Consider the following 25316-nt stretch of genomic DNA (forward strand, 5'->3'; position numbering starts at 1 on the left):
GTACAAGCGTGGCAGGCATTCATCTTTATCCCAGCTTATTTTCGATACAAGACCCCAAGCGAGGCGAGGCGACTTGCCCCGGTAACATCGGGTAAATTGCTTGGGAGCCCATCCATATAACGCTGAGCCAACCAAGCGAATGCCATCGCTTCCATGTAGTCAGCGCTCACGCCTTGTGTATCAGTGGTCGAGACGTGCCATTTTGCTAGCAATGTAGCCAAACGTTCCATTAATAAAGGATTTTTAGCCCCACCGCCACACACTAACAATTGAGGCTTATCACCAAAAGCGAACTTTTCTACCTCATTGGCAATCGTCACAGCGGAGTATTCACAAAGTGTACGTTGGACATCTTGAGCCGAGATTGTGTGGTGAACCAATTGCTGATTTAACCAGTCGAGGTTGAAGTGCTCTCTTCCCGTACTCTTAGGTGCGGATAGAGTGAAGTAAGGATCTTGTAAAAGTTGCTGAAGTAATGTTGGGTGGACTTGGCCTGATAAGGCAAACAGAGCATCTTTATCAAAGCCTTGGCCAGTGTGCTTTTCACACCATGCATCCATCAACATATTACCCGGGCCAGTATCATAACCCGTGACCGCTTGTTGAGGGTGCAATACTGAGATATTGGCAATCCCACCCACATTAAGCACAACGGTTGTCGCGTCTTGCATAGCGAAGATATTGTTGTGAAAAGCGGGAACGAGTGGGGCACCTTGCCCACCTAAAGCGATGTCCTTACGACGGAAATCAGCGACGGTATCAATGCCTGTTTTCACGGCAATGATATTGGCATCGCCTAATTGTGTGCTGAATGGATAAGCCCCTGTCGGTTGGTGAAAGACCGTTTGACCATGATTTCCTATGGCTCGGATTTGATGTGCAGAATAGCCAGACTTATCCAATAAGGCTAACACCGCATCAGAAAATAGATGCCCTAGCTGGTGGTCAAGCTCGCCAATGCTTTTAAGGTCGGTTTTTTGCCCGGTACAAACCGATAAAATCGACTGTTTAAGGGAAGTAGGCATAGGGTAATCATGGTGTGCGAGTAAACGGACACGTTCGCCTTCTATTTCAACCAGTGCGACATCCACGCCATCCATGCTGGTACCAGACATAACACCAATATACAGTTTACTATGATTCACGGTTGATCTCGTTAATAATTCAATTCCTTTATTGTAAAGCAATTCTTAAGCGAATAACCTCATCGAAGACGAGATATTTAGCCGAGTTTAAGGAGAAATCATGGGACCGTTATGGGTTGATGTTGCAGGATACGAACTGACTGCAGAAGATAGAGAAATTTTGGCACATCCAACCGTAGGAGGCTTGATTTTATTTACTCGTAACTACCACGACAGTAAGCAACTTCAAGCGCTGACGACATCTATTCGTAAAGCCGCGAAGCGTCCGATTTTGATTGGTGTTGACCAAGAAGGCGGACGTGTTCAGCGTTTTCGTCAAGGCTTCTCACTTATCCCTGCCGCACAAGAATATGCCAAACATTCTAATGGCGAAGAGCTAGCGCGTATGGGGGGATGGCTAATGGCAGCAGAGCTTATCGCTCACGACATTGATCTGAGCTTTGCTCCTGTACTGGATAAAGGCCATCAGTGTAAAGCCATTGGTAATCGCTCTTTTGGTGACGATATGGAGACCATTTTGCGTCATAGCACAGCTTACATGCAGGGGATGAAGAGTATCGGTATGGCAACGACAGGTAAACACTTCCCTGGTCATGGTGGCGTGATTGCTGACTCTCATTTAGAAACCCCTTATGATGACCGAAGCGATCTCTTCGAACAAGACATGGCGATATTTAAAGCACACATTGATGCAGGGATTCTAGATGCGATGATGCCTGCTCATGTGATCTTCTCCCATTATGATGACCAGCCAGCAAGTGGTTCAGAATTCTGGCTAAAACAGGTTTTACGCCAGCAACTTGGCTTTAAGGGATTGATTTTCTCTGATGATTTAACCATGGAAGGGGCTGCGATCATGGGAGGGCCTGCTGAGCGTGGTGTGCAAGCATTAAAAGCGGGATGTGACATGCTGTTGGTTTGCAACCAGCGCGATGCGCAAGTCGAAGTGCTTGATCACTTGCCCATCACGTCTGTTCCTCTTGCCGATGCTTTATTGAAAAAGCAAAACTTTTCATTGAGCGAGCTAAAACGTTCTCAAGAATGGAAAGAGGCGACTGAAGCGATGAAGCGTTTGATTGGTTAGTCACTCCATAGCCAAGTGCCTTAAGGTGATTTGGTTATAAAAAATGCTTTGCTTGAGTTGGACGTAAACTGGTAAGAACATGCATCAAAAGCCGAAGTGCTCAGTACTTCGGCTTTTTATATTTATGTAAATTTAATTTTACACTTAATGTTTTTTATTTTGTACGGTTGTAAATCTTTTTTAGCCTGTTATCTTGTCAATAAAGCTGAGTTGTCCCACCAATGGAATAGTGGGTGTAAATTAAAGTATACAGGTTGAGTTATGCAAAGAAGTGAATTGAGCAACATTAACATTAGCGAAGAGCAAGTCCTTATTACGCCGGAGGAACTCAAAGCGAAACTTCCTCTGAGTGAAAAGGCTCGTCGTTTTATTCAAGAGTCCCGTCAAACCATCGCAGACATTATTCACAAGAAAGATCATCGTCTGTTAATCGTATGTGGGCCTTGCTCTATCCATGACGTTGAAGCGGCAAAGGATTACGCAAAACGTCTAAAAGCACTTTCAGAACAGCTCAGCGATCAACTGTATATTGTTATGCGTGTTTACTTTGAAAAACCTCGAACGACAGTGGGTTGGAAAGGTCTTATCAATGATCCACATCTAGATGGCAGCTTCGACATTGAACATGGTCTGCATGTCGGGCGTGAATTACTTGTTGAATTGGCTGAGATGGAAATTCCACTAGCGACAGAAGCTCTTGACCCAATTAGCCCACAATACTTAGCCGATACTTTTAGTTGGGCGGCGATTGGTGCTCGAACCACTGAATCACAGACTCACCGTGAGATGGCCAGTGGATTATCAATGCCTATCGGCTTTAAAAATGGTACCGATGGTAACTTAGCAACCGCGATTAATGCTATGCAGGCTGCAGCATCAGGTCACCGTTTTATGGGAATTAACCGCGAAGGGCAGGTGGCACTATTGACCACGCAAGGAAACGCGAATGGTCATGTTATCTTACGTGGCGGTAAACAAACAAACTACGACTCTGTTTCGGTGACTGAATGTGAGCAGGAGATGGCACAATTTGGCTTAGAGGCTTCGTTGATGGTTGACTGTAGTCATGCGAACTCTCGTAAAGACTACCGTCGCCAACCATTAGTGGCAGAAGATGTGATCCATCAAATTCGTGAGGGTAATCAATCCATCATTGGTCTGATGATTGAAAGTCATATTAATGAAGGCAATCAGCCTTCTAGCCTTACTTTTGATGAGATGCAATATGGTGTTTCTATCACTGATGCCTGTATTAATTGGGCGTCAACTGAGGCACTATTACGTCATGCACACGAAGAGCTGGTGCCTTTCTTAGAAAATCGCCTTAAAGGCTAAAACGGAACTGATTTAAGGAACATCAATGGCAGTTGAACTTAACGCATTACGCGATCAAATTGATGCGGTCGACAAGCAAATGCTTGAGCTACTCGCTCAGCGTTTAGCCCTAGTAGAGAAAGTGGGTGAAGTAAAAAGCGAACACGGTTTGCCAATTTACGCCCCAGATCGTGAGGCTGCCATGCTGGCATCACGCCGAGCTGAAGCTGAAAAAATGGGGATTCCTCCACAGCTGATCGAAGACATTCTTCGTCGAACGATGCGTGAGTCTTATGCCAGCGAGAAAGATTCCGGTTTTAAGTGTTTGAACCCAGAATTGCGCTCAGTGGTTATTATTGGTGGTCATGGCCAGTTAGGAGGTTTATTTGGCCGTATGTTCACGCTATCGGGTTATGAAGTTAAAGTTCTGGGGAGCCAGGACTGGGATAGCGCAGATGAAATTTTAAAAGATGCTGGCTTAGTTGTTGTTACCGTTCCTATTCACCTTACCGAAGGTGTGATAGCAAAATTGGGTAATCTACCAACAGACTGTATTTTGTGTGACCTGACCTCTATCAAAGCCAAACCGTTGCAAGCGATGTTAGACGTTCACCAAGGTCCAGTTGTGGGTTTACATCCAATGTTTGGTCCCGATGTGGCAAGTTTAGCGAAACAGGTGATTGTTTACTGTGATGGTCGTGGGCAAGCGCAATATCAATGGTTATTGCAGCAGTTCGGTATTTGGGGGGCAAGCCTATGCCAAATCGATGCACAAGAGCACGATCATGGTATGACGTTGATCCAAGCATTGCGTCACTTCACTTCGTTTGCTTACGGAATGCACTTAAGTCAAGAGAACCCAAATATTGAGCAACTGTTGAAACTCAGCTCGCCGATTTATCGTTTAGAACTTGCCATGGTCGGGCGTTTATTTGGTCAGGATCCCAACCTCTACGGAGATATTATCCTGTCATCTCAAGAAAATATCGAAATGATTAAGCGATTCCACCAACGGTTTGGTCAAGCGCTTAGCATTCTTGATAGTCAAGATAAGGCTGTATTTGTCGAGAGTTTTGAACAAGTCAGTGATTGGTTTGGAGAGTACTCTCAGCAATTTATGAACGAGAGTCAGAACTTATTAAAGCAAGCCAATGATAACCTTCATCGAGGATAACATCGTCAAGTACCTTGAAGTCATTTGGTTACACAAGGTTATTAAGTTAGTTATACAAGATTATTTAGCTATACAAGGTCATTGGTTGTAAGGCACGCTGAATTAAACGGAAAGAGCCGCGTTTCGCGGCTCTTTTGTATGTATCCTAACTTGCTCGGGCAGAAGCTTTACCTGATCTTGCAGGGAGGAAAACTTTGAATTTACTGAGAGGTTGTTGTTGCTTTCTCTTTGTTTGCAGCGGTATGAATGCTGCGATCTGTGTAGGGTGACTGAGTTAAGTTAACTTGTAAACGAACGACGTTATCGACTAATTCGATTAATGGCCCCCACTTAACCATTTTTTCTTTTTCAAACGCAGAATTGAAATTTTCTGGTGTCCAGTCCATTAGGTATTTGGGATTCAAAGTTCGGTCTAAAAAGCGGATCTCATAGTGTAGATGAGGCCCGGTTGAATTACCGGTATTACCGCATTGAGCAATAACATCGCCTTTGCTAACAAATTGACCACTTTTAACGTTGAACTTATCTAAATGGGCGAAGGAACTCGAGAACCCAAATGAATGACTGAGAGTCAGGTAGTTACCATAGCCTCGATTACTTGAACGCACGGTTTCTACAACGCCATCGGCAGGCGCAACAATATCCTCACCTCTTGTACAGGTCAGATCGATCCCTGCATGAGTATGGCGCTGCCCTGATATTGGGTTGATACGACTGCCATAGGGGGATGAAATACGTTGATAAGCCATCGGACTGTCGTTAGGGATCAGTCGAAACATTGTTGCACGTACGGCAGAGTCGATTGCAGCAGCATCGATGCGCTCTTCCAACGCGGCATTATCTTGTTCCGTGTTTTCTTCACTCGCTAATCCAAGCACAGATTCAACATCATAGACACGCTTACCGAGCAGTTGAATTTGATCATTTTTTTCACTAAGGGACTGAGATAGGGAATGGTTGCTGTCTATTTGCTCCTGATAAAGCGCGGTAAGTTTGGCTTTTTCAGCTTCTAAAGTCTCAATAAGAGTCTGTTGCTGATGAGTTTGATTTTTAAAAAGATACCATGCCCCACCAATTGCAGCGGGTAAAGCGATAATAGTTGCACAAATGATGGCGAAGGAAGAACGGCCTAAATAAAACCGTTGATCGCCATCTTTGGTTGGAATCTGCATGATGATTTTTTTAGACATTTCGGTTCGTACTCAGGTAGGCAGTGATACATATAAACAACTGAAGAATCAAAGCAAAGGATTCTAGGCTTTCATCTGACAGTAACTGCATATAAGGCCGCTATGATAGCGGCCTTTGTACGAAATACAAGCAAAAGGTGTAATGAGTGACCCCTGTCACTCATTGAATCTCTATTTAAGTTTATTTAGAGACGCGCTTGTATTTAATGCGATGTGGTTCAGCGGCTTCAGGACCAAGCGTCTTCTTCAGCCATTCCATGTACTCGTTGTAGTTACCTTCGTAGAAGTTAACTTGGCCTTCATCGCGGTAGTCGATGATGTGTGTCGCAATACGGTCTAGGAACCAACGGTCGTGCGAGATAACCATGGCACAGCCTGGGAACTCTAGTAGTGCTTCTTCTAGTGCACGTAGCGTTTCAACGTCAAGGTCGTTGGTTGGCTCATCGAGTAGTAGTACGTTACCGCCAGCTTTAAGCAGCTTAGCAAGGTGTACACGGTTACGTTCACCACCAGACAGTTCACCAATGATCTTTTGTTGATCAGAACCCTTGAAGTTAAAGCGAGAACAGTAAGCACGTGCAGGGATTTCGAAGTTGTTGATCTTGATGATATCAGCGCCTTCAGAAATCTCTTGGAATACCGTGTTCTTGTCATTCATTGAGTCACGGAACTGCTCAACAGACGCCAGTTTTACTGTTTCACCCAGCTCAATCGTACCTGAATCTGGTTGCTCAGTGCCGCTCAACATTTTAAATAGAGTTGATTTACCAGCACCGTTGGCACCAATGATACCCACGATGGCACCCTTAGGCATACTGAACGAGAGATCATCGATAAGAACGCGACCGTCGAATGACTTAGTCAGGTTGTTCACTTCGATAACTTTATCACCTAGACGTTCACCTGGCGGGATGAACAGTTCGTTAGTTTCGTTACGTTTCTGGTGATCAGTGTTTTGTAGTTCTTCAAAGCGCGCCATACGTGCTTTAGATTTCGCCTGACGACCTTTAGGGTTTTTACGCACCCATTCAAGCTCTTTCTCAATGGTCTTTTGACGAGCGCTTTCTTGAGACGATTCTTGCTGGAGGCGAGCGTCTTTTTGTTCTAGCCAAGAGGTATAGTTACCTTCCCATGGAATACCTTCACCACGGTCAAGTTCTAGGATCCAACCCGCTGCGTTATCTAGGAAGTAACGGTCGTGGGTGATCGCAACGACCGTCCCAGTGTAATCAACCAAGAAGCGTTCTAACCAAGCAACAGATTCTGCATCCAAGTGGTTGGTTGGTTCGTCTAGCAGTAGCATGTCAGGTTTTTCTAGAAGTAGACGACAAATCGCCACACGACGTCGTTCACCACCTGATAGGTGAGCGATTTTTTGGTCCCACTCAGGTAGACGAAGTGCATCAGCTGCGCGTTCCAGAGCATTATCTAAGTTATGACCGTCTTTAGCTTGGATTAATGCTTCGAGCTCGCCCTGTTCTTTTGCTAATGCGTCGAAGTCTGCATCAGGTTCTGCGTATGCAGCATAGACCGCATCCAAACGCGTCAGAGCACCAGCAACATCAGCGACGGCTTCTTCGACAACTTCACGAACAGTTTTTGATTCGTCGAGAACAGGTTCTTGAGGCAAATATCCTACGTTAAGTCCTGGCTGTGGACGTGCTTCACCATCGATATCAGTATCGATTCCAGCCATGATACGTAGCAGTGTTGATTTACCCGCACCATTGAGACCTAAAACGCCAATTTTAGCACCGGGAAAGAAGCTGAGTGAGATGTCTTTAAGAATTTGACGCTTTGGTGGCACGATTTTGCTCACCCGCGACATGGTATATACGTATTCAGCCATTGCCGATCGTTCCTAAATTATCAGTCATTAAAATGGCTATTTTATACCAAGTGTTCCACTTTTGTTACTGAATTGAATAAGTTCACCATAACTTATCGCTACTTCTTTATAAATGATGGTATTACGTAATTTATTAAGCGCAAAAATAGTGGCCGACAACCGATAAAATAAAGGGATTTTTGCAAATAATGGTTATATATTAAGTGACTTAACAATGCGTGTTTATGCGATGCAAATAGATGCATATAATTGACTGGTCGACGGAATATCTCAGCTCTATACCCAAGTGACTTCAAAGTGCTGATATTAGTAGGCAGCTTCTAGATAGGGGGCGCTGAACATAGCCACGAGGTGACTTGGGTATATATCCGCGAAATTCAAGGGAAATGACCGACATGAAATATAATCTCTCCAATTTGGTCAGAAAGATATGCTGTACTGTTTTTTTGTGCACCGCGAGTGTGTCAGTGAGTGCGGGGCTTGACCTCGAGCAACAGCGTAAAGTTTATGAAACCGCTCAAGATTTGATCGATCAAAATGATGTTGAGGGTTATTTGAAATTGAAGGGCAGCATTGAGAGCTACCCACTTACCCCCTACGTAGACTACCGAGTGTTTTTAAAGCAACTCTCCGAAAAGTCCCCTCAGCAAGTTAGGGCATTTATTGATGAGTACAAGAGCTTTCCGTTCTCACGCCGTATTAGTGCTCCTTATCTTAGTCATTTGTATCGTCAAGAAGCGTGGCCACAGATTGTTGAATTTCAGAAAGTTGAACCAAGTGGTGAACGTTATCAGTGCATATTTTATGTTGCACAATTGCAGCAAGGTAAGCGTACAGCTGCTCTGAAAGGTGCGGAACACATGTGGCTTCGAGGTAAAAGTATTGCCGATGAATGTGACCCTTTATTTTCTGCTTGGGAAAAGGCGGGTAAACGTACTGATCAACTAATTTTACAACGAATGCTATTAGCGTTTGACGCCCGTAACGGCAGTCTTATTAATTATCTGCATAAATTACCAAAAACGGCTCAGGCAAAGCAGCAAGCTAAAGGGATGAAGGCTTTATTTGATAAGCCAGAGACTGTCGCTGAATTCGCCAAAAGGCAGCCTGCGAATGACTTTAATCGACAACAAGCAGAGTATGCGCTTAAAAAGTTGGCTCGGAAGGATGTTAAACTTGCCCAAAAAGCATACCAAACCGTGGTTAGTGCGCAAAAGTTTTCTCCTGAAGCTACGCAATCCTTAGCAGACTACATTGCATTTCGCTTAACTCGAACTCAATCACCATCACTGGCAAAGTGGCGTGACGCGAAAACAGAAACCAGTCATGATGTTCCCTTGATTGAGACTCGTATCCGCTTATCCATTCAGAACGGTGATTGGCAAGGGGTACAAAAATGGATTGCTGTATTAGATAAACAACAACAGAAATCGCTTAGGTGGCAATATTGGCTGGGGCGCAGTGAATTAGCCTTGGGTAACGAAGCATCCGGTAAACAGCGTTTAGCTAAATTAGTGGGCCAGCGTAACTTCTACAGCGTGGCTGCGGCAGAGGCACTTGGTAAGCCAGTGGTCTATTCGTCCAGTGCAACCAAGCTAGATAAGAAAGTTGTCTTGCCATACCAAAAGTCGCTGGATAGAGTTCAGGAATTGATCAAAACAGATAAAATTGCAGCAGCAAAAAGTGAATGGCGCCATTTGCTTAGCCGTGTCGATTCAAAAGAAAAGGCGATGCTGGCCGCGTATGCGGCATCAAAGCATTGGCACCATTTCACCGTCGTTGCGAGCATAGAAGCGAAAATGTGGGATAATATTCCGATTAGATTCCCAATAGCACATCGCTGGTGGTTTGATTTTTACGCTCAGAAACATAATATTAATCCTCTGACAATGATGGCACTAGCACGACAAGAGAGTGCGCTAGACTCTGAGGCCAATTCTCCGGTTGGTGCACGTGGCCTTATGCAGATTATGCCTAAAACAGCACAGTACACTGCCCGTAAATACAAATTGGATTATAAAGGCACGCGTGATCTCAATAATGTCAGTAAGAACATTGAAATTGGCAGCCATTATTTGCAGGGTCTAATGGAAGATTATGATAATAACCGTATCTTTGCACTTGCCGCCTATAATGCAGGGCCTGGCCGCGTAAAAACATGGCGTGAACGTACTCAAGGTAATGTGGATGCGTATGCATTTATTGAAGCGATTCCGTTTAAAGAAACACGAGGCTATGTACAGAATATTTTGATGTTTGAAACTTATTATCGTGACCTGCTTGGTGCTGATGGTACGTTTTTGAACCCCAATGAAAGAAGTAGCAAGTATTAAGTGAGGTAACTGGATGTCACATGAACCCGAGTATCAAGATTGGCAACAGGTTGTTGAATTGATTCGTACCAGTGTTGTGGATGAGCAATATGATATGTTGCTAACGATGCTGATGACTCCCGATGAGAGAGAGTCATTGATTGCACGTGTGAATATCCTTAATGAGCTTCTTAAAGGAGATTTGTCTCAGCGTCAAATTAGTCAGGCGCTAGGAGTCGGGATCGCGACCATCACTCGTGGTTCTAATGAGTTAAAATCGAAATCGGCTTCTGATAAAGAAAAGCTAAAACGGTTACTAGAACAGGGCGCCTCATAGCGATTAGGCATCACAGCAAACGTACTTGAATGATGAGAGTTAAAGCTGATCTGCGGTTTTAACTCTCATTTTTTGTGGTTTTTAAATTTATTATCTCTAACCTTCAATCTCTACGCTTCAACCTTAACTATTACGTCCCAAGGGCTTGTTTTGAGTTATAAACTTCGCTTTGAATGAGAAAGCCGTTTAAGAGTGTTTTTTAGTAGTGTTGCCCAGCAGGTTGCTTGGAAAATGGTTAGGATTAGTAAAAGGGATTAATGCCAAAATAAGTGCTTGGTGATAAACCGAGCTTCGTGTGAGCTGATTTTGGGTTAAAATACCGATGGCACCGCCTTTCTGTTTAATGTTGTCTGTACCGAAGACATCATCCATCACATCGCCAAGTTCATTTGCATAAGGAAGCTTTTCTAGAACCTCAGGTGGCAACATTAAGCTTGCTGAACGAGATTCACCTCGATGTGTATCTGATTCAATCACCATCCAAGCAAAGGTAACAGAGCCTTCAATTCCAGCTTCTAAGCCAACATAAAAGTTACCGTCAGTGATCTCCGTTTTAGCATTGGACACTCGATTAAGTGCCCCTCGGTGTGTTTCTTCATTTGACATGGGTTGATCAGCCACGCCACTTGGTACACTCACACCGACAAACTCAAACGTTTCGTGAGGGAAAGCCGATTGAAATGCGCTTCTCACCGCATGTATTTTTGCCGGGTTGAGAGAAGCAATAACCACTTTTTGGTTTGCCATGATCTTTTCGCTCGCTGATGTCTAATTGCTTAATTTTACTTGAGTCGGTTTTACATTTTCACTTGGATAACAACCCAGCACTTTCAGGTGTTTAGTGATTTTAGTGAGTGCTTGAAGTGATTGCTGCATCTCCGTTGAGTCAATATGCGCTTCTAAATCGACGTAGAACATTTCCTCCCAAGGGTTGCCCATGATTGGACGCGACTCAAGCTTGGTCATATTGATACCGTATTGTTGAAGCACCAAAAGAGTTTGTACTAAAGAGCCCGCTTCTTGAGACGTTGACATAATGAGCGTTGTTTTCGCTGGGATCTGCGTACAAACTTCAACTGGCTTACGTGCGACAACAATAAAACGTGTATGGTTTTCGGTCTGATTTGCGATATTGCCTTGAATTGCTTGAAGGCCATACAACTTACCACTGCATGCATTACCGATAGCAGCGACGTCATCGCGATTGAGCTGCTGTACTTTTTGCATTGCATCAGCAGTACTCACGCAGGACTCAAGTTTGACACCTTTGAACCGGCTGAGGAATTCACTGCATTGTTGATGAGGCTGTGGATGGGAATAAAGCGTTTTGATTTGTTCAAGGCGAATATCACTGGTAGCGACTAAACAGTGTTCGATCGGCTGAGTTAACTCTCCAACAATGTAGAGGGTTGTGTGTTGCAGTAAGTCGTAGACTTCATTGATGGAGCCTGAGCTGGTATTTTCGATCGGTAGGACACCATAGTCGGCGTGACCGGACTCTACCGTTTGGGTCACTTCCCTGAAATGTTCACAATTAAGTTCAATTAATTCAGTATTCTTTCTGCTGAAGTACTCACGACTTGCAAGGTGTGAATAGGAACCTTTAGAACCTAAGAAGGCAACGCGAGCAATGGGCTTGCGACTTTGCGTTGGATTGGCCAAATTTTGTAAGTAGCTTTGTTGCAGCAGAACCGAGTCTTCAATGATCGTGTGAAACAACTTGGTAATATATTGTGCATCCAGCTGATATTTATCCTTGCCATTATTGATCAGTTTAACGAGCAACTGCTGCTCTCGAGCGGCATCTCGAACAGGCTTTGCCGTTTTTACTTTGCTTTTGGCAACTTGGATACTGAGCTGGCGTCGCTCAGATAATAATTGGAGTAACTGGTCATCGAGTTCATTTAAACGTAAACGAATATCATCGAGTGAAATGAGTTGTTCAGTCATCAATGCTTTCCTTATGAAAAAGCCCCCCATTTGGGAGGCTTTCTGTTTGTTTTTGACTTTTTACAAACGAGTCGGCCTCTCCTGCTATGAGAAGATAAATAAGCCAAAAAGAAACAGGTGAATAATTTGCATTTATATTGCTTAATTTATGAATATCGGACCACAATAAGCAAGCGAAGGGAGAGCGTCAAGCAAAAAAATAGCGCCGATTGGCGCTATCAGTAAAGAATGTTTACTTTATTCTTCTTCTTCGACTAGCTCGTGTCGAGTAACACGACGTGATTCTTCAGATTTATGAGCCAGCTTGTTCAATTGTCTCGCTAATTTGTGTTCAACTTCATTGATTGCAATATACAGATCTTCGTGAGTAGCGGAGGCGACGAGTTGACCTTTAGGAACATTGAGGATCGCCTCAAATTTCATTTGTTTGTTAGGTTCTTCGCTGAATGTGGCTTGGCAGCTAATGATGTCGATCTGCCATTTTTCTAGTTTTTTAAACTTGCTCTCAATGTGCTCACGGATTGCAGAGGTAATTTCGATGTTCTTACCAGTGATGTTCATTGTCATAAGCCTTTCCTCTGTTACATTCCTCATGGATAGATTCAGGTTAGCGTGTTGAAGATATTTTTTTATGATCTGTGTCACATATATAATGCTGTATTTAAAGACAATAAATGAATGTGATCTTATTCAAGAAGCTTGGAAAATTATTTGGAAATTGCTTGTTATCAGATGTGAAATCATTAGATTTTTAAAGGTAGTGAACTGAAAAATAACTATGTTTCAGCGTTTTTCTGCGGCCCGTAACTTTCTTTGGTTGAAATATGACCACATCAGTGTTGTGACTCACCTCATACATATCATTCCTGTTTTAGGCTTTTTGAATATTGTTGACTCTCTTTTGATGCAAAAGTCATGCTTTGCTATTGCTGAGATACTCTCTCGGTTCCCTTTGAAATGAAAAAACGAAAAGCACAGAGAACTGAAATCATCTAATCAGAGATTTTGGAACAAAGACGAATGAGGAGTTAGTTAGGTGAAGGGGCCGCCATATTCTAAGCATATAGCGGCGATAATCATTGTGTTGATGAATTATTGTATAGGATTGAGCTTGATTAATTCTTGTGTTCTGGCAATCGCGTCATCAAGTTTAAGTTGTTGGTACGCTTCAAGCTGAATCAGTAGCGATTTTCTTGCCGCTTCAGTATCCGGAAAAGCTTTTTGTAATTCTTGGGCTCGATTTATGGCAGCGATCCAAGCTTCTCGACGCAAATAAAAATCCGCAGTTGCTAGGTCATAATTTGCCAGACGATTTTTTAATGCCGCTAAACGTTGTTTTGAATCTTCTGCATATGGACTATTTGGATAGCGTTCAAGAAGCTTCTTAAAGTCTTCAAATGCTCTCTTGACCGGCTCAGGGTCACGATCACTTCGATCTATACCAAAAAGGTCATGCATAAAGTTACGATCTTGTGCCATATTGGTTAACCCGCGCATATAGAGCACCCAATCCATTTTATCGTGAGTTGGGTTTAAACGCATAAAGCGAGAAATAGACGCAAGGGCGAGAGCAAGGTCGTCATTTTTGTAGTATGCATAAATCAAATCAAGTTGTACTTGCTCTGAGTAAGCACCAAATGGGTAACGAGAGTCTAGAGCCTCTAACTTTTCAATTGCGGAAAGCCAGTTACCACTTTGAAGAGACGTTTGAGCATCTGAGTAAAGTTCAGAAGGCGGTACATCAGGAACGATTTCTTTTTTGCTTGTACAACCAAACAGAAGGGATACCGCCAAAAGGCCTATTAAAGTCTGATGTTTCATATCAGGTGTCTGTTCCTTGAGTTTAAATATTTCTTAAGCTGCCGTTACTTTCTTTCCAGTAACAGATACAATGATGGTAATTGTCTATTTTTCCACAGTCGTGAGCATTAGTCTCACAGTTTTTAAAAAAGTTCGATATGGCTCAGCAGATTGTTTTAACCAATACCGTAAAAGATAGTCAACTTGGTCAACGTTTAGACCAAGCTATCGCAGAATTATTCGCTGACTTTTCTCGCTCGCGCCTCAAAGAGTGGTTGCTTGAAGGGAAAGTCCAGGTGAATGGGGAAGTGATCACCAAACCTCGCATTAAAGTTATGGGCGGAGAGGAGATCATCCTACAAGCCGAATTGGAAGATGAAGAGCGTTGGGAAGCACAAGACATCCCACTCGATATTGTCTACGAAGATGAAGACATTATTGTTATTAATAAACCTCGAGGTTTTGTGGTCCATCCGGGAGCAGGTACTCCAGATGGTACGGTTCTTAATGCATTATTGCATCATTACCCTGATATCGCAGAAGTTCCTCGTGCAGGCATTGTACATCGTCTTGATAAAGACACGACAGGCCTGATGGTCGTTGCAAAAACGGTCCCAGCTCAAACTCGATTAGTTCGTGCGTTACAAAAACGAAATATTACTCGTGAGTATGAAGCCATCGCTATCGGCAGAATGACCGCTGGCGGTAAAGTTGAGCAACCTATTGGTCGTCACTCAACCAAACGTACTCTAATGGCTGTCAGCCCAATGGGAAAACCTGCGGTCACGCATTATCGTGTAGCGGAACATTTCCGTGAACATACACGTATTCGTTTGCGCTTAGAAACCGGTAGGACTCACCAAATCCGTGTCCATATGTCTTATCTGCAACATCCACTTTTGGGTGATACGGCTTATGGTGGTCGCGCTCGCATTCCAACAGGTGCATCAGAAGAACTGACGGCGATGATTCGTGGCTTTGATCGTCAAGCGTTACATGCTGTTATGTTACGTTTTGAACACCCTGTTACAGGTGAAGAGCTAGAGTTCCATGCTCCAGTGCCTGACGATATGGTAGAGATGACAGAAATGCTGCGTAAGGACACTGAAGAATACGGTTTACCTGACGAGTTCTAAGATGAAAATGATCATTCCTAACTGGCCAGCTCCTAAACACGTTCGAGCGTTTGCTTCAACGAGAATAGGTGGTTTTTCGACCGAAGCCTATCATGGGTTAAACCTTGGCATGCATGTTGGGGATGATGCTTTACTCGTAGAGAAAAATCGTGATTGGTTGGCGCAACAAGCAAAAATGCCGAGTGCGCCAGTTTGGCTGAACCAAACTCATTCAACGGACGTCGTTCAAGTGAGCGCACCAACCCCACAAGTGCTGAATGCTGACGGAGTTTTTACTGCGACAAATCATGTAGTATGCAGCGCTATGACGGCAGACTGCTTGCCTGTACTTTTGACTAACACATCAGGCACGCAAGTTGCGGCGGTCCATGCAGGATGGCGAGGCTTAGCAAATGGTATCATCGAAAACGCTTTAGAATTGTTTTCTGGTGATGTTATGGCCTGGCTTGGTCCTGCGATTGGCGCTGAGGCATTTGAAGTCGGTGAAGATGTTTTACAAGCTTTTTCTGAATATGACCCAGAGGCTTTACAAGCATTTACTCCTCGTCAGGAAAAAGGGAAATGGTTAGCCGATATGTCATTATTAGCCTCTCAACGTTTGCAGAAAATGGGAGTTACCCAAGTCTATAATTCTGATTTATGTACCTTCCAGCAGCAAAATGATTTTTATTCCTATCGCCGCGATGGTGTAACAGGACGGCAAGCGACATTTATTTGGTTGGATATGAACAATTAAGCTTTATTGGGCTTTTAAATAGTTATCTATACTCGCTTTGTATTTCCTCTCCAGTGACTTAATTCCCCTTATTCCTTGAAATTTCCTAAGAGAGTATCCATCTTTCTAGCTATCTAAACATTTCTTTAGTTGATCTTAGGAAGAAAGATATGCGTCTTGACCGATTTACAAGCAAGTTCCAAATCGCTATTTCTGATGCCCAATCCTTGGCGTTGGGTCGCGATCATCAGTACATTGAACCTGTACACCTAATGGTGGCGTTGCTAGACCAAAACGGCAGCCCAATTAGACCGCTACTCACCATGCTCGATGTTGACGTCACTCAATTACGTTCTAAATTGAGCGAAATCTTAGACCGTTTGCCAAAAGTAAGTGGCATCGGTGGTGACGTGCAATTGTCTAGTTCAATGGGAACCTTGTTCAACCTGTGTGACAAGATTTCTCAAAAGCGTCAAGATTCTTATATTTCTTCTGAAGTTTTTCTACTTGCGGCTTTAGAGGATCACGGCCCTTTAGGTAAGTTACTCAAACAAATCGGTCTGACTGAACAGAAAGTGAGTCAGGCGATTGAAAAAGTGAGAGGAGGGCAAAAAGTCAATGATCCTAATGCAGAAGAATTACGTCAAGCGCTAGAAAAATTCACCATTGATCTGACAGAACGCGCAGAGCAAGGGAAATTAGACCCTGTTATTGGGCGTGACGATGAAATCCGTCGCACAATTCAAGTACTTCAAAGAAGAACAAAAAACAATCCAGTTATTATTGGTGAACCTGGAGTCGGGAAAACCGCAATCGTTGAAGGACTTGCCCAGCGTATTATCAATAATGAAGTGCCAGAAGGATTGAGAGGCCGACGTGTTTTATCTTTAGATATGGGGTCCTTGGTCGCTGGGGCAAAATATCGAGGTGAATTTGAAGAGCGTTTGAAGTCGGTTTTGAATGAGCTTGCCAAAGAAGAAGGTAATATCATTTTATTTATCGATGAACTTCACACAATGGTCGGTGCTGGTAAGGGCGAAGGCTCAATGGATGCGGGCAACATGCTAAAACCAGCATTAGCTCGTGGTGAACTTCATTGTGTAGGTGCGACAACTCTGGATGAATACCGACAGTATATTGAGAAAGATGCAGCATTGGAGCGTCGATTCCAAAAAGTCCTAGTCGATGAGCCAAGTGTGGAGGACACCATTGCGATTCTACGTGGGTTAAAAGAGCGCTATGAACTTCATCACCATGTTGAGATTACCGATCCTGCTATTGTTGCGGCGGCGAGTTTGTCACACCGTTATGTCTCCGACCGACAATTACCTGATAAAGCGATTGATTTAATTGATGAAGCGGCCTCCAGTATTCGTTTACAGATTGATTCTAAACCTGAATCACTCGATAAACTGGAGCGTAAGATCATTCAGCTTAAAATTGAACAACAAGCGCTGACGAATGAACAAGACGAAGCAAGTGAAAAACGTTTAAGTACTCTCAACGAAGAGTTATATGAAAAAGAGCGTGAATACGCTGAACTTGAAGAAGTCTGGAATGCAGAAAAAGCAGCTCTTTCAGGCACTCAACATATCAAAGCAGAGCTAGAACAAGCCCGGATGGATATGGAGTTTGCTCGTCGTGCTGGTGACTTGAGCAGGATGTCCGAATTGCAGTATGGACGTATCCCGGAACTGGAAAAACAATTGGACCTTGCAACACAAGCAGAAATGCAAGAGATGACGTTACTGAAAAATAAAGTAACGGATAACGAAATTGCTGAGGTTCTGTCTAAACAAACGGGAATACCTGTTTCAAAAATGCTGGAAGCAGAGAAAGAAAAGTTGCTGCGCATGGAAGAGGTGCTTCATAAGCGAGTGATTGGACAAAAAGAAGCGGTTGAAGTGGTTTCAAACGCAATACGAAGAAGTAGAGCTGGCCTCTCGGATCCCAACAAACCGATTGGCTCTTTCTTATTCTTAGGGCCAACTGGTGTAGGTAAAACCGAACTGTGTAAAACACTTGCGAGTTTTATGTTCGATAGTGAAGATGCTATGGTTCGTATCGACATGTCGGAGTTCATGGAGAAACACTCTGTTGCAAGGTTGGTTGGCGCCCCTCCAGGTTATGTTGGTTACGAAGAGGGCGGGTACTTAACGGAAGCGGTCCGACGTAAACCTTATTCAGTGATCTTGCTTGACGAAGTAGAGAAAGCACATCCAGATATTTTCAATATCTTACTTCAAGTGCTTGATGATGGTCGTCTGACTGATGGACAAGGTCGTACGGTCGATTTTCGTAATACTGTTGTTATCATGACGTCAAACTTAGGTTCGGCAAGAATTCAAGAAAACTTTGCAACTCTTGATTACATCGGTATCAAAAATGAGGTCATGGAGGTGGTGAGCAAACACTTCAGACCTGAGTTTTTGAATCGTGTTGATGAAAGTGTGGTTTTCCATCCTTTAGGTCAGGAACACATAAAATCTATTGCTTCTATACAGCTTCATCGTTTAGCAAAACGATTAGAAGAGAAGGGTTACCAACTAGAAGTGACAGATAAAGCCCTTGACCTCATTTCTCAAGTTGGTTTCGATCCGGTATATGGTGCTCGTCCACTAAAACGTGCAATTCAACAGAATGTTGAGAACCCATTAGCGAAATCAATCTTGGCTGGCCAAATCTTGCCAGACAAGAAAGTACAGTTGATTGTAAGCAATGACCAAATCATTGCTCACCAGTAATTGCATCAATGCACTGAAAAGTGAGATCAAGTTCAAGTTTTAGGGGGCGTTAGCCCCCTTTTTAATGCACTTTTATTAGGTTTTGATTGTTTTCTATACGAACGAACCAAAAAGATAAGTTTTTTTCAAAAATAGGCTTGTGTTCCTAAACGAACTCCCTATAATGCGCCTCCGTTGTCACGGGAAAGCAAACAAAGCGAAGCCGAAATGACAAGGTCAGTGAGTTCGAAAGTAACTCATAGAGAAATAACTTAAAAAAGTGTTTGACACGATAAGTTATCTCGCTAAAATGGCCGTCCACTTTGAAGAGAACTTCAGAGTGTGCTCTTTAAAAATAAGAACCTATCAATCTGTGTGGGCACTCGTTGATGATAATCCAATTAGAAACTTCTCTTAATGAGAGGCTTCAAATTCGATTTCAATGAACTGAGTGACCAATCAAGTCGAAAGACTTGGCACAGTCAATTTATTCAGTATTCATTGAGTCAAACAAAATCTTAAATTGAAGAGTTTGATCATGGCTCAGATTGAACGCTGGCGGCAGGCCTAACACATGCAAGTCGAGCGGAAACGAGTTGTCTGAACCTTCGGGGAACGATAACGGCGTCGAGCGGCGGACGGGTGAGTAATGCCTAGGAAATTGCCCTGATGTGGGGGATAACCATTGGAAACGATGGCTAATACCGCATAACGCCTACGGGCCAAAGAGGGGGACCTTCGGGCCTCTCGCGTCAGGATATGCCTAGGTGGGATTAGCTAGTTGGTGAGGTAAGGGCTCACCAAGGCGACGATCCCTAGCTGGTCTGAGAGGATGATCAGCCACACTGGAACTGAGACACGGTCCAGACTCCTACGGGAGGCAGCAGTGGGGAATATTGCACAATGGGCGCAAGCCTGATGCAGCCATGCCGCGTGTGTGAAGAAGGCCTTCGGGTTGTAAAGCACTTTCAGTCGTGAGGAAGGCAGTATCGTTAATAGCGGTATTGTTTGACGTTAGCGACAGAAGAAGCACCGGCTAACTCCGTGCCAGCAGCCGCGGTAATACGGAGGGTGCGAGCGTTAATCGGAATTACTGGGCGTAAAGCGCATGCAGGTGGTTTGTTAAGTCAGATGTGAAAGCCCGGGGCTCAACCTCGGAATAGCATTTGAAACTGGCAGACTAGAGTACTGTAGAGGGGGGTAGAATTTCAGGTGTAGCGGTGAAATGCGTAGAGATCTGAAGGAATACCGGTGGCGAAGGCGGCCCCCTGGACAGATACTGACACTCAGATGCGAAAGCGTGGGGAGCAAACAGGATTAGATACCCTGGTAGTCCACGCCGTAAACGATGTCTACTTGGAGGTTGTGGCCTTGAGCCGTGGCTTTCGGAGCTAACGCGTTAAGTAGACCGCCTGGGGAGTACGGTCGCAAGATTAAAACTCAAATGAATTGACGGGGGCCCGCACAAGCGGTGGAGCATGTGGTTTAATTCGATGCAACGCGAAGAACCTTACCTACTCTTGACATCCAGAGAACTTTTCAGAGATGAATTGGTGCCTTCGGGAACTCTGAGACAGGTGCTGCATGGCTGTCGTCAGCTCGTGTTGTGAAATGTTGGGTTAAGTCCCGCAACGAGCGCAACCCTTATCCTTGTTTGCCAGCGAGTAATGTCGGGAACTCCAGGGAGACTGCCGGTGATAAACCGGAGGAAGGTGGGGACGACGTCAAGTCATCATGGCCCTTACGAGTAGGGCTACACACGTGCTACAATGGCGCATACAGAGGGCAGCCAACTTGCGAAAGTGAGCGAATCCCAAAAAGTGCGTCGTAGTCCGGATTGGAGTCTGCAACTCGACTCCATGAAGTCGGAATCGCTAGTAATCGTGGATCAGAATGCCACGGTGAATACGTTCCCGGGCCTTGTACACACCGCCCGTCACACCATGGGAGTGGGCTGCAAAAGAAGTAGGTAGTTTAACCTTCGGGAGGACGCTTACCACTTTGTGGTTCATGACTGGGGTGAAGTCGTAACAAGGTAGCGCTAGGGGAACCTGGCGCTGGATCACCTCCTTATACGATGATTATTAAGACAAGTGTCCACACAGATTGATATGGTTTTATTTAGAGAGAGTTATGCCCTCGAGTCATAACTAAATATGGGGCTATAGCTCAGCTGGGAGAGCGCTTCGCTGGCAGCGAAGAGGTCATCGGTTCGATCCCGATTAGCTCCACCAAATATATTAAATAATTTTTTAATATACTCAGTGTCCCGTTCGTCTAGAGGCCTAGGACACCGCCCTTTCACGGCGGTAACAGGGGTTCGACTCCCCTACGGGATACCATCTTTAAGCGCATTTTTTTGAAAAATACGAGTGCTTTTAAAAATGGTTACTTTATCTTAAGTAATTCGCTCTTTAACAATTTGGAAAGCTGACAGATAACAATTTGATTGATTGTTATCTAATAAAAGTTCTCAAATCCTATGTCTTTTAAAGATGTAGGTACCAATACACATTCAAGTGTTCTTGGGTTTTACTTCGTTCTTAACGAATGAAGCAAAACATATTTGAGTCCGGCAAAATCGAACGCTATCTCGCTCATTCAAATAATGAGATAGCAAATTTTGGTTGTTTAAACAACAAGCTCAAGATTTCTTCTGAAACTCTTTGGGGTTGTATGGTTAAGTGACTAAGCGTACACGGTGGATGCCTTGGCAGTCAGAGGCGATGAAAGACGTAGTAACTTGCGATAAGCCCAGATTAGGTAGTAACAACCATTTGAGTCTGGGATTTCTGAATGGGGAAACCCACGTGCATAAGCACGTATCGTTATGTGAATACATAGCATAACGAGGCGAACCGGGGGAACTGAAACATCTAAGTACCCCGAGGAAAAGAAATCAACCGAGATTCCGAAAGTAGCGGCGAGCGAAATTGGACTAGCCCTTAAGCTTTTTATGCGTTAGACGAACGGTCTGGAAAGTCCGGCGATACAGGGTGATAGCCCCGTAGTTGACAACGCACATTCAGTGAAATCGAGTAGGGCGGGACACGTGATATCCTGTCTGAATATGGGGGGACCATCCTCCAAGGCTAAATACTACTGACTGACCGATAGTGAACCAGTACCGTGAGGGAAAGGCGAAAAGAACCCCTGTGAGGGGAGTGAAATAGAACCTGAAACCGTGTACGTACAAGCAGTAGGAGCCCACTTTGTTGGGTGACTGCGTACCTTTTGTATAATGGGTCAGCGACTTATATTCAGTGGCAAGGTTAACCATCTAGGGGAGCCGTAGGGAAACCGAGTCTTAACTGGGCGCTCAGTCTCTGGATATAGACCCGAAACCAGGTGATCTAGCCATGGGCAGGTTGAAGGTTGAGTAACATCAACTGGAGGACCGAACCGACTAATGTTGAAAAATTAGCGGATGACTTGTGGCTAGGGGTGAAAGGCCAATCAAACCTGGAGATAGCTGGTTCTCCCCGAAAGCTATTTAGGTAGCGCCTCGGACGAATACTACTGGGGGTAGAGCACTGTTAAGGCTAGGGGGTCATCCCGACTTACCAACCCTTTGCAAACTCCGAATACCAGTAAGTACTATCCGGGAGACACACGGCGGGTGCTAACGTCCGTCGTGGAGAGGGAAACAACCCAGACCGCCAGCTAAGGTCCCAAATTACTACTAAGTGGGAAACGATGTGGGAAGGCTCAGACAGCCAGGATGTTGGCTTAGAAGCAGCCATCATTTAAAGAAAGCGTAATAGCTCACTGGTCGAGTCGGCCTGCGCGGAAGATGTAACGGGGCTAAGTAGTAAACCGAAGCTGCGGCAATGCACTTTGTGCATTGGGTAGGGGAGCGTTCTGTAAGCCGTTGAAGGTGTGTTGTAAAGCATGCTGGAGGTATCAGAAGTGCGAATGCTGACATGAGTAACGATAAAGGGGGTGAAAAACCCCCTCGCCGGAAGACCAAGGGTTCCTGTCCAACGTTAATCGGGGCAGGGTAAGTCGACCCCTAAGGCGAGGCCGAAAGGCGTAGTCGATGGGAAACGGGTTAATATTCCCGTACTTCTTACAATTGCGATGGGGGGACGGAGAAGGCTAGGTGGGCCTGGCGACGGTTGTCCAGGTTCAAGTGCGTAGGCTGAAGAGTTAGGTAAATCCGGCTCTTCTTAAGGCTGAGACACGACGTCGAGCTACTACGGTAGTGAAGTCATTGATGCCATGCTTCCAGGAAAAGCCTCTAAGCTTCAGATTGTAAGGAATCGTACCCCAAACCGACACAGGTGGTCGGGTAGAGAATACCAAGGCGCTTGAGAGAACTCGGGTGAAGGAACTAGGCAAAATGGTACCGTAACTTCGGGAGAAGGTACGCTCTCGACGGTGAAGTCCCTCGCGGATGGAGCTATTGAGAGTCGCAGATACCAGGTGGCTGCAACTGTTTATTAAAAACACAGCACTGTGCAAAATCGTAAGATGACGTATACGGTGTGACGCCTGCCCGGTGCCGGAAGGTTAATTGATGGGGTTAGACTTCGGTCGAAGCTCTTGATCGAAGCCCCGGTAAACGGCGGCCGTAACTATAACGGTCCTAAGGTAGCGAAATTCCTTGTCGGGTAAGTTCCGACCTGCACGAATGGCGTAATGATGGCCACGCTGTCTCCACCCGAGACTCAGTGAAATTGAAATCGCTGTGAAGATGCAGTGTACCCGCGGCTAGACGGAAAGACCCCGTGAACCTTTACTACAGCTTGGCACTGAACATTGACCCTACATGTGTAGGATAGGTGGGAGGCTTTGAAACCAGCACGCCAGTGTTGGTGGAGCCGTCCTTGAAATACCACCCTTGTAGTGTTGATGTTCTAACGTCGACCCCTCATCGGGGTTGCGGACAGTGCCTGGTGGGTAGTTTGACTGGGGCGGTCTCCTCCCAAAGCGTAACGGAGGAGCACGAAGGTGGGCTAATCACGGTTGGACATCGTGAGGTTAGTGCAATGGCATAAGCCCGCTTGACTGCGAGAATGACAATTCGAGCAGGTGCGAAAGCAGGTCATAGTGATCCGGTGGTTCTGTATGGAAGGGCCATCGCTCAACGGATAAAAGGTACTCCGGGGATAACAGGCTGATACCGCCCAAGAGTTCATATCGACGGCGGTGTTTGGCACCTCGATGTCGGCTCATCACATCCTGGGGCTGAAGTCGGTCCCAAGGGTATGGCTGTTCGCCATTTAAAGTGGTACGCGAGCTGGGTTTAGAACGTCGTGAGACAGTTCGGTCCCTATCTGCCGTGGGCGTTGGAGAATTGAAAGGGGCTGCTCCTAGTACGAGAGGACCGGAGTGGACGAACCTCTGGTGTTCGGGTTGTGTCGCCAGACGCATTGCCCGGTAGCTAAGTTCGGGATCGATAACCGCTGAAAGCATCTAAGCGGGAAGCGAGCCTTGAGATGAGTTCTCCCTGATACATTAAGTATCCTAAAGGGTTGTCGGAGACTACGACGTTGATAGGTCAGGTGTGTAAGCGTTGTGAGGCGTTGAGCTAACTGATACTAATTGCCCGTGAGGCTTAACCATACAACACCCAAAGGGTTTTGATGGACTCAAAAAGAACATTGAATGTGTAAGAACTGAAACAGCTTTCCAGATTATTTAAATCCTGATAGCAGGATTTAAAACAGAATTTGCTTGGCGACCATAGCGATTTGGACCCACCTGATTTCCATCCCGAACTCAGAAGTGAAACGAATTAGCGCCGATGGTAGTGTGGGGCTTCCCCATGTGAGAGTAGGACATCGCCAGGCTTTTAATTTATTTTCACTTTTTATGAAAAAGTGAAGACAAACAGTTTAGATATTTGTTATGAACGACAAATATCGGATAGAGAGAAATCTTTATCACCGTGTGGAGCGGTAGTTCAGTTGGTTAGAATACCGGCCTGTCACGCCGGGGGTCGCGGGTTCGAGTCCCGTCCGCTCCGCCACTTATTTAGAGAGTCGTCTCAATAAAAACGAAACCACAGGGGTGTAGCTCCAATTGGCAGAGCAGCGGATTCCAAATCCGCGTGTTGGGAGTTCGAATCTCTCCACCCCTGCCACCTTATAAAGCCTCGACAGCAATGTCGGGGCTTTTTTCATACTAAGTCCAGTAAAGGGCTGTATCTGTTATCGTCTCGCAGAACTTTCCTAGAGTAAGTGATTCCCCCTTTCGTTCCTGATATGATCTTGGCTTGATTAAGTTAAAACCGGAAGTCATTTATGCCACACCTTCGTTTCCGAGCTGTAGAAAAACAAACAGTCCAAACGTTATCAGAAACACTTGTTGAAGCTTTGCAACCTTTAATGGAATGTCCACGCGAAGACTTTACTTTTGAATACATCGAGAGCACTTTTTTTGGTGAAGGGAAGCCAAGTCTAGCGTACCCTTTTGTCGAAGTTTTGTGGTTTGATCGCGGCCAGAAAACACAAGATGCAGCGGCCAAAATTATTACACAGCATGTCCGTGGGTTAGTGGGGAGCGATATCGATGTTGCTGTCATTTTCTCAGCACTTAACCCAAATGCTTACTATGATAACGGTGAGCATTACTAAGAGTGA

The 25316-nt window shown here is 44.8% G+C and carries 16 protein-coding genes, 4 tRNA genes, 3 rRNA genes and 1 other annotated feature; of the genes, 16 read left to right on the forward strand and 7 right to left on the reverse strand.

Annotated features, from left to right (window positions below):
* Positions 1-35: 35 nt before the first annotated feature.
* Positions 36-1145 carry an anhydro-N-acetylmuramic acid kinase gene (locus BS333_RS02535; RefSeq protein ID WP_021710263.1) on the reverse strand — a complete coding sequence of 370 codons (1110 nt, stop codon included), beginning with the start codon at positions 1143-1145 and terminating at the stop codon, positions 36-38.
* A gap of 100 nt (positions 1146-1245) precedes the next feature.
* Between BS333_RS02535 and nagZ the strand changes: the two genes are divergently transcribed.
* The 3 genes from nagZ (at position 1246) to tyrA (ending at position 4717) form a co-directional block, all read left to right on the forward strand.
* Positions 1246-2229, forward strand: coding sequence for a beta-N-acetylhexosaminidase (nagZ, locus tag BS333_RS02540; protein WP_021710264.1), 984 nt, complete (start codon positions 1246-1248; stop codon positions 2227-2229).
* Between the two features lie 261 nt (positions 2230-2490).
* A complete protein-coding gene (locus BS333_RS02545) occupies positions 2491-3564 on the forward strand; it encodes a 3-deoxy-7-phosphoheptulonate synthase (protein WP_021710265.1) in 1074 nt (357 codons plus the stop codon).
* 25 nt (positions 3565-3589) lie between these two features.
* Positions 3590-4717 carry a bifunctional chorismate mutase/prephenate dehydrogenase gene (gene tyrA / locus BS333_RS02550; protein WP_021710266.1) on the forward strand — a complete coding sequence of 376 codons (1128 nt, stop codon included), beginning with the start codon at positions 3590-3592 and terminating at the stop codon, positions 4715-4717.
* A 200-nt stretch (positions 4718-4917) separates the two neighbouring features.
* Here tyrA and BS333_RS02555 read toward each other — a convergent pair whose 3' ends face one another.
* Complete coding sequence (locus BS333_RS02555) at positions 4918-5907, reverse strand: M23 family metallopeptidase (protein WP_021710267.1); 990 nt, start codon at positions 5905-5907, stop codon at positions 4918-4920.
* Positions 5908-6088: 181 nt separating this feature from the next.
* Positions 6089-7756: an energy-dependent translational throttle protein EttA gene (ettA, locus tag BS333_RS02560; protein ID WP_021710268.1), complete on the reverse strand. Its 1668-nt coding sequence runs from the start codon at positions 7754-7756 to the stop codon at positions 6089-6091.
* Between the two features lie 386 nt (positions 7757-8142).
* Between ettA and sltY the strand changes: the two genes are divergently transcribed.
* Together sltY and trpR are read left to right on the forward strand one after the other, a co-directional pair.
* Positions 8143-10089 carry a murein transglycosylase gene (gene sltY, locus BS333_RS02565; RefSeq protein WP_033003956.1) on the forward strand — a complete coding sequence of 649 codons (1947 nt, stop codon included), beginning with the start codon at positions 8143-8145 and terminating at the stop codon, positions 10087-10089.
* A gap of 13 nt (positions 10090-10102) precedes the next feature.
* Positions 10103-10405 (forward strand): trp operon repressor, encoded by a 303-nt coding sequence (trpR, locus tag BS333_RS02570; RefSeq protein ID WP_021710270.1) that lies wholly within the window; start codon positions 10103-10105, stop codon positions 10403-10405.
* Positions 10406-10591: 186 nt separating this feature from the next.
* Here trpR and yjjX read toward each other — a convergent pair whose 3' ends face one another.
* From yjjX to bamD, 4 genes are all read right to left on the reverse strand, one after another.
* On the reverse strand, positions 10592-11152 hold the full coding sequence (gene yjjX / locus BS333_RS02575) for an inosine/xanthosine triphosphatase (RefSeq protein WP_021710271.1): 561 nt from the start codon (positions 11150-11152) through the stop codon (positions 10592-10594).
* A gap of 21 nt (positions 11153-11173) precedes the next feature.
* On the reverse strand, positions 11174-12355 hold the full coding sequence (gene pheA / locus BS333_RS02580) for a prephenate dehydratase (protein WP_021710272.1): 1182 nt from the start codon (positions 12353-12355) through the stop codon (positions 11174-11176).
* Positions 12356-12367: 12 nt separating this feature from the next.
* Positions 12368-12485 (reverse strand) — a sequence feature (Phe leader region).
* Positions 12486-12592: 107 nt separating this feature from the next.
* On the reverse strand, positions 12593-12922 hold the full coding sequence (hpf, locus tag BS333_RS02585) for a ribosome hibernation-promoting factor, HPF/YfiA family (RefSeq protein ID WP_033003960.1): 330 nt from the start codon (positions 12920-12922) through the stop codon (positions 12593-12595).
* A 525-nt stretch (positions 12923-13447) separates the two neighbouring features.
* On the reverse strand, positions 13448-14176 hold the full coding sequence (gene bamD, locus BS333_RS02595) for an outer membrane protein assembly factor BamD (RefSeq protein ID WP_021710274.1): 729 nt from the start codon (positions 14174-14176) through the stop codon (positions 13448-13450).
* Between the two features lie 137 nt (positions 14177-14313).
* Here bamD and rluD point away from each other — a divergent pair, with 137 nt between their 5' ends.
* The 11 genes from rluD to BS333_RS02655 all read left to right on the forward strand — a co-directional run bounded on the left by rluD (position 14314) and on the right by BS333_RS02655 (position 25310).
* Positions 14314-15291 carry a 23S rRNA pseudouridine(1911/1915/1917) synthase RluD gene (gene rluD, locus BS333_RS02600; protein ID WP_021710275.1) on the forward strand — a complete coding sequence of 326 codons (978 nt, stop codon included), beginning with the start codon at positions 14314-14316 and terminating at the stop codon, positions 15289-15291.
* 1 nt (position 15292) lies between these two features.
* Positions 15293-16027, forward strand: coding sequence for a peptidoglycan editing factor PgeF (gene pgeF / locus BS333_RS02605; protein ID WP_021710276.1), 735 nt, complete (start codon positions 15293-15295; stop codon positions 16025-16027).
* A gap of 149 nt (positions 16028-16176) precedes the next feature.
* The gene (gene clpB, locus BS333_RS02610; protein WP_021710277.1) at positions 16177-18750 is read left to right on the forward strand and encodes an ATP-dependent chaperone ClpB; all 2574 of its coding nucleotides are present in this window, start codon (positions 16177-16179) and stop codon (positions 18748-18750) included.
* Between the two features lie 499 nt (positions 18751-19249).
* A 16S ribosomal RNA gene (locus BS333_RS02620) occupies positions 19250-20802 on the forward strand.
* Positions 20803-20887: 85 nt separating this feature from the next.
* Positions 20888-20963: transfer RNA gene (locus tag BS333_RS02625), tRNA-Ala, on the forward strand.
* Between the two features lie 32 nt (positions 20964-20995).
* Positions 20996-21071, forward strand: a tRNA-Glu gene (locus BS333_RS02630).
* A gap of 336 nt (positions 21072-21407) precedes the next feature.
* Positions 21408-24297, forward strand: a 23S ribosomal RNA gene (locus BS333_RS02635).
* Positions 24298-24407: 110 nt separating this feature from the next.
* A 5S ribosomal RNA gene (rrf, locus tag BS333_RS02640) occupies positions 24408-24524 on the forward strand.
* Together the 16S, 23S and 5S rRNA genes with 4 tRNA genes alongside form the textbook arrangement of a ribosomal RNA operon.
* Positions 24525-24626: 102 nt before the next feature.
* Positions 24627-24703: transfer RNA gene (locus BS333_RS02645), tRNA-Asp, on the forward strand.
* 37 nt (positions 24704-24740) lie between these two features.
* Positions 24741-24817: transfer RNA gene (locus BS333_RS02650), tRNA-Trp, on the forward strand.
* Positions 24818-24977: 160 nt separating this feature from the next.
* Positions 24978-25310: a DUF1904 domain-containing protein gene (locus BS333_RS02655; RefSeq protein WP_021710225.1), complete on the forward strand. Its 333-nt coding sequence runs from the start codon at positions 24978-24980 to the stop codon at positions 25308-25310.
* Positions 25311-25316 lie beyond the last annotated feature (6 nt).

Source organism: Vibrio azureus, assembly GCF_002849855.1.
GTDB classification, from domain to species: domain Bacteria; phylum Pseudomonadota; class Gammaproteobacteria; order Enterobacterales; family Vibrionaceae; genus Vibrio; species Vibrio azureus.

Coding starts and splice junctions, on each gene's coding strand:
- nagZ (WP_021710264.1), top strand. CDS start 1,246: ATGGGACCGTTATGGGTTGATGTTGCAGGATACGAACTGACTGCAGAA.
- BS333_RS02545 (WP_021710265.1), top strand. CDS start 2,491: ATGCAAAGAAGTGAATTGAGCAACATTAACATTAGCGAAGAGCAAGTC.
- tyrA (WP_021710266.1), top strand. CDS start 3,590: ATGGCAGTTGAACTTAACGCATTACGCGATCAAATTGATGCGGTCGAC.
- BS333_RS02555 (WP_021710267.1), bottom strand. CDS start 5,907: ATGTCTAAAAAAATCATCATGCAGATTCCAACCAAAGATGGCGATCAA.
- ettA (WP_021710268.1), bottom strand. CDS start 7,756: ATGGCTGAATACGTATATACCATGTCGCGGGTGAGCAAAATCGTGCCA.
- sltY (WP_033003956.1), top strand. CDS start 8,143: ATGACCGACATGAAATATAATCTCTCCAATTTGGTCAGAAAGATATGC.
- trpR (WP_021710270.1), top strand. CDS start 10,103: ATGTCACATGAACCCGAGTATCAAGATTGGCAACAGGTTGTTGAATTG.
- yjjX (WP_021710271.1), bottom strand. CDS start 11,152: ATGGCAAACCAAAAAGTGGTTATTGCTTCTCTCAACCCGGCAAAAATA.
- pheA (WP_021710272.1), bottom strand. CDS start 12,355: ATGACTGAACAACTCATTTCACTCGATGATATTCGTTTACGTTTAAAT.
- hpf (WP_033003960.1), bottom strand. CDS start 12,922: ATGACAATGAACATCACTGGTAAGAACATCGAAATTACCTCTGCAATC.
- bamD (WP_021710274.1), bottom strand. CDS start 14,176: ATGAAACATCAGACTTTAATAGGCCTTTTGGCGGTATCCCTTCTGTTT.
- rluD (WP_021710275.1), top strand. CDS start 14,314: ATGGCTCAGCAGATTGTTTTAACCAATACCGTAAAAGATAGTCAACTT.
- pgeF (WP_021710276.1), top strand. CDS start 15,293: ATGAAAATGATCATTCCTAACTGGCCAGCTCCTAAACACGTTCGAGCG.
- clpB (WP_021710277.1), top strand. CDS start 16,177: ATGCGTCTTGACCGATTTACAAGCAAGTTCCAAATCGCTATTTCTGAT.
- BS333_RS02655 (WP_021710225.1), top strand. CDS start 24,978: ATGCCACACCTTCGTTTCCGAGCTGTAGAAAAACAAACAGTCCAAACG.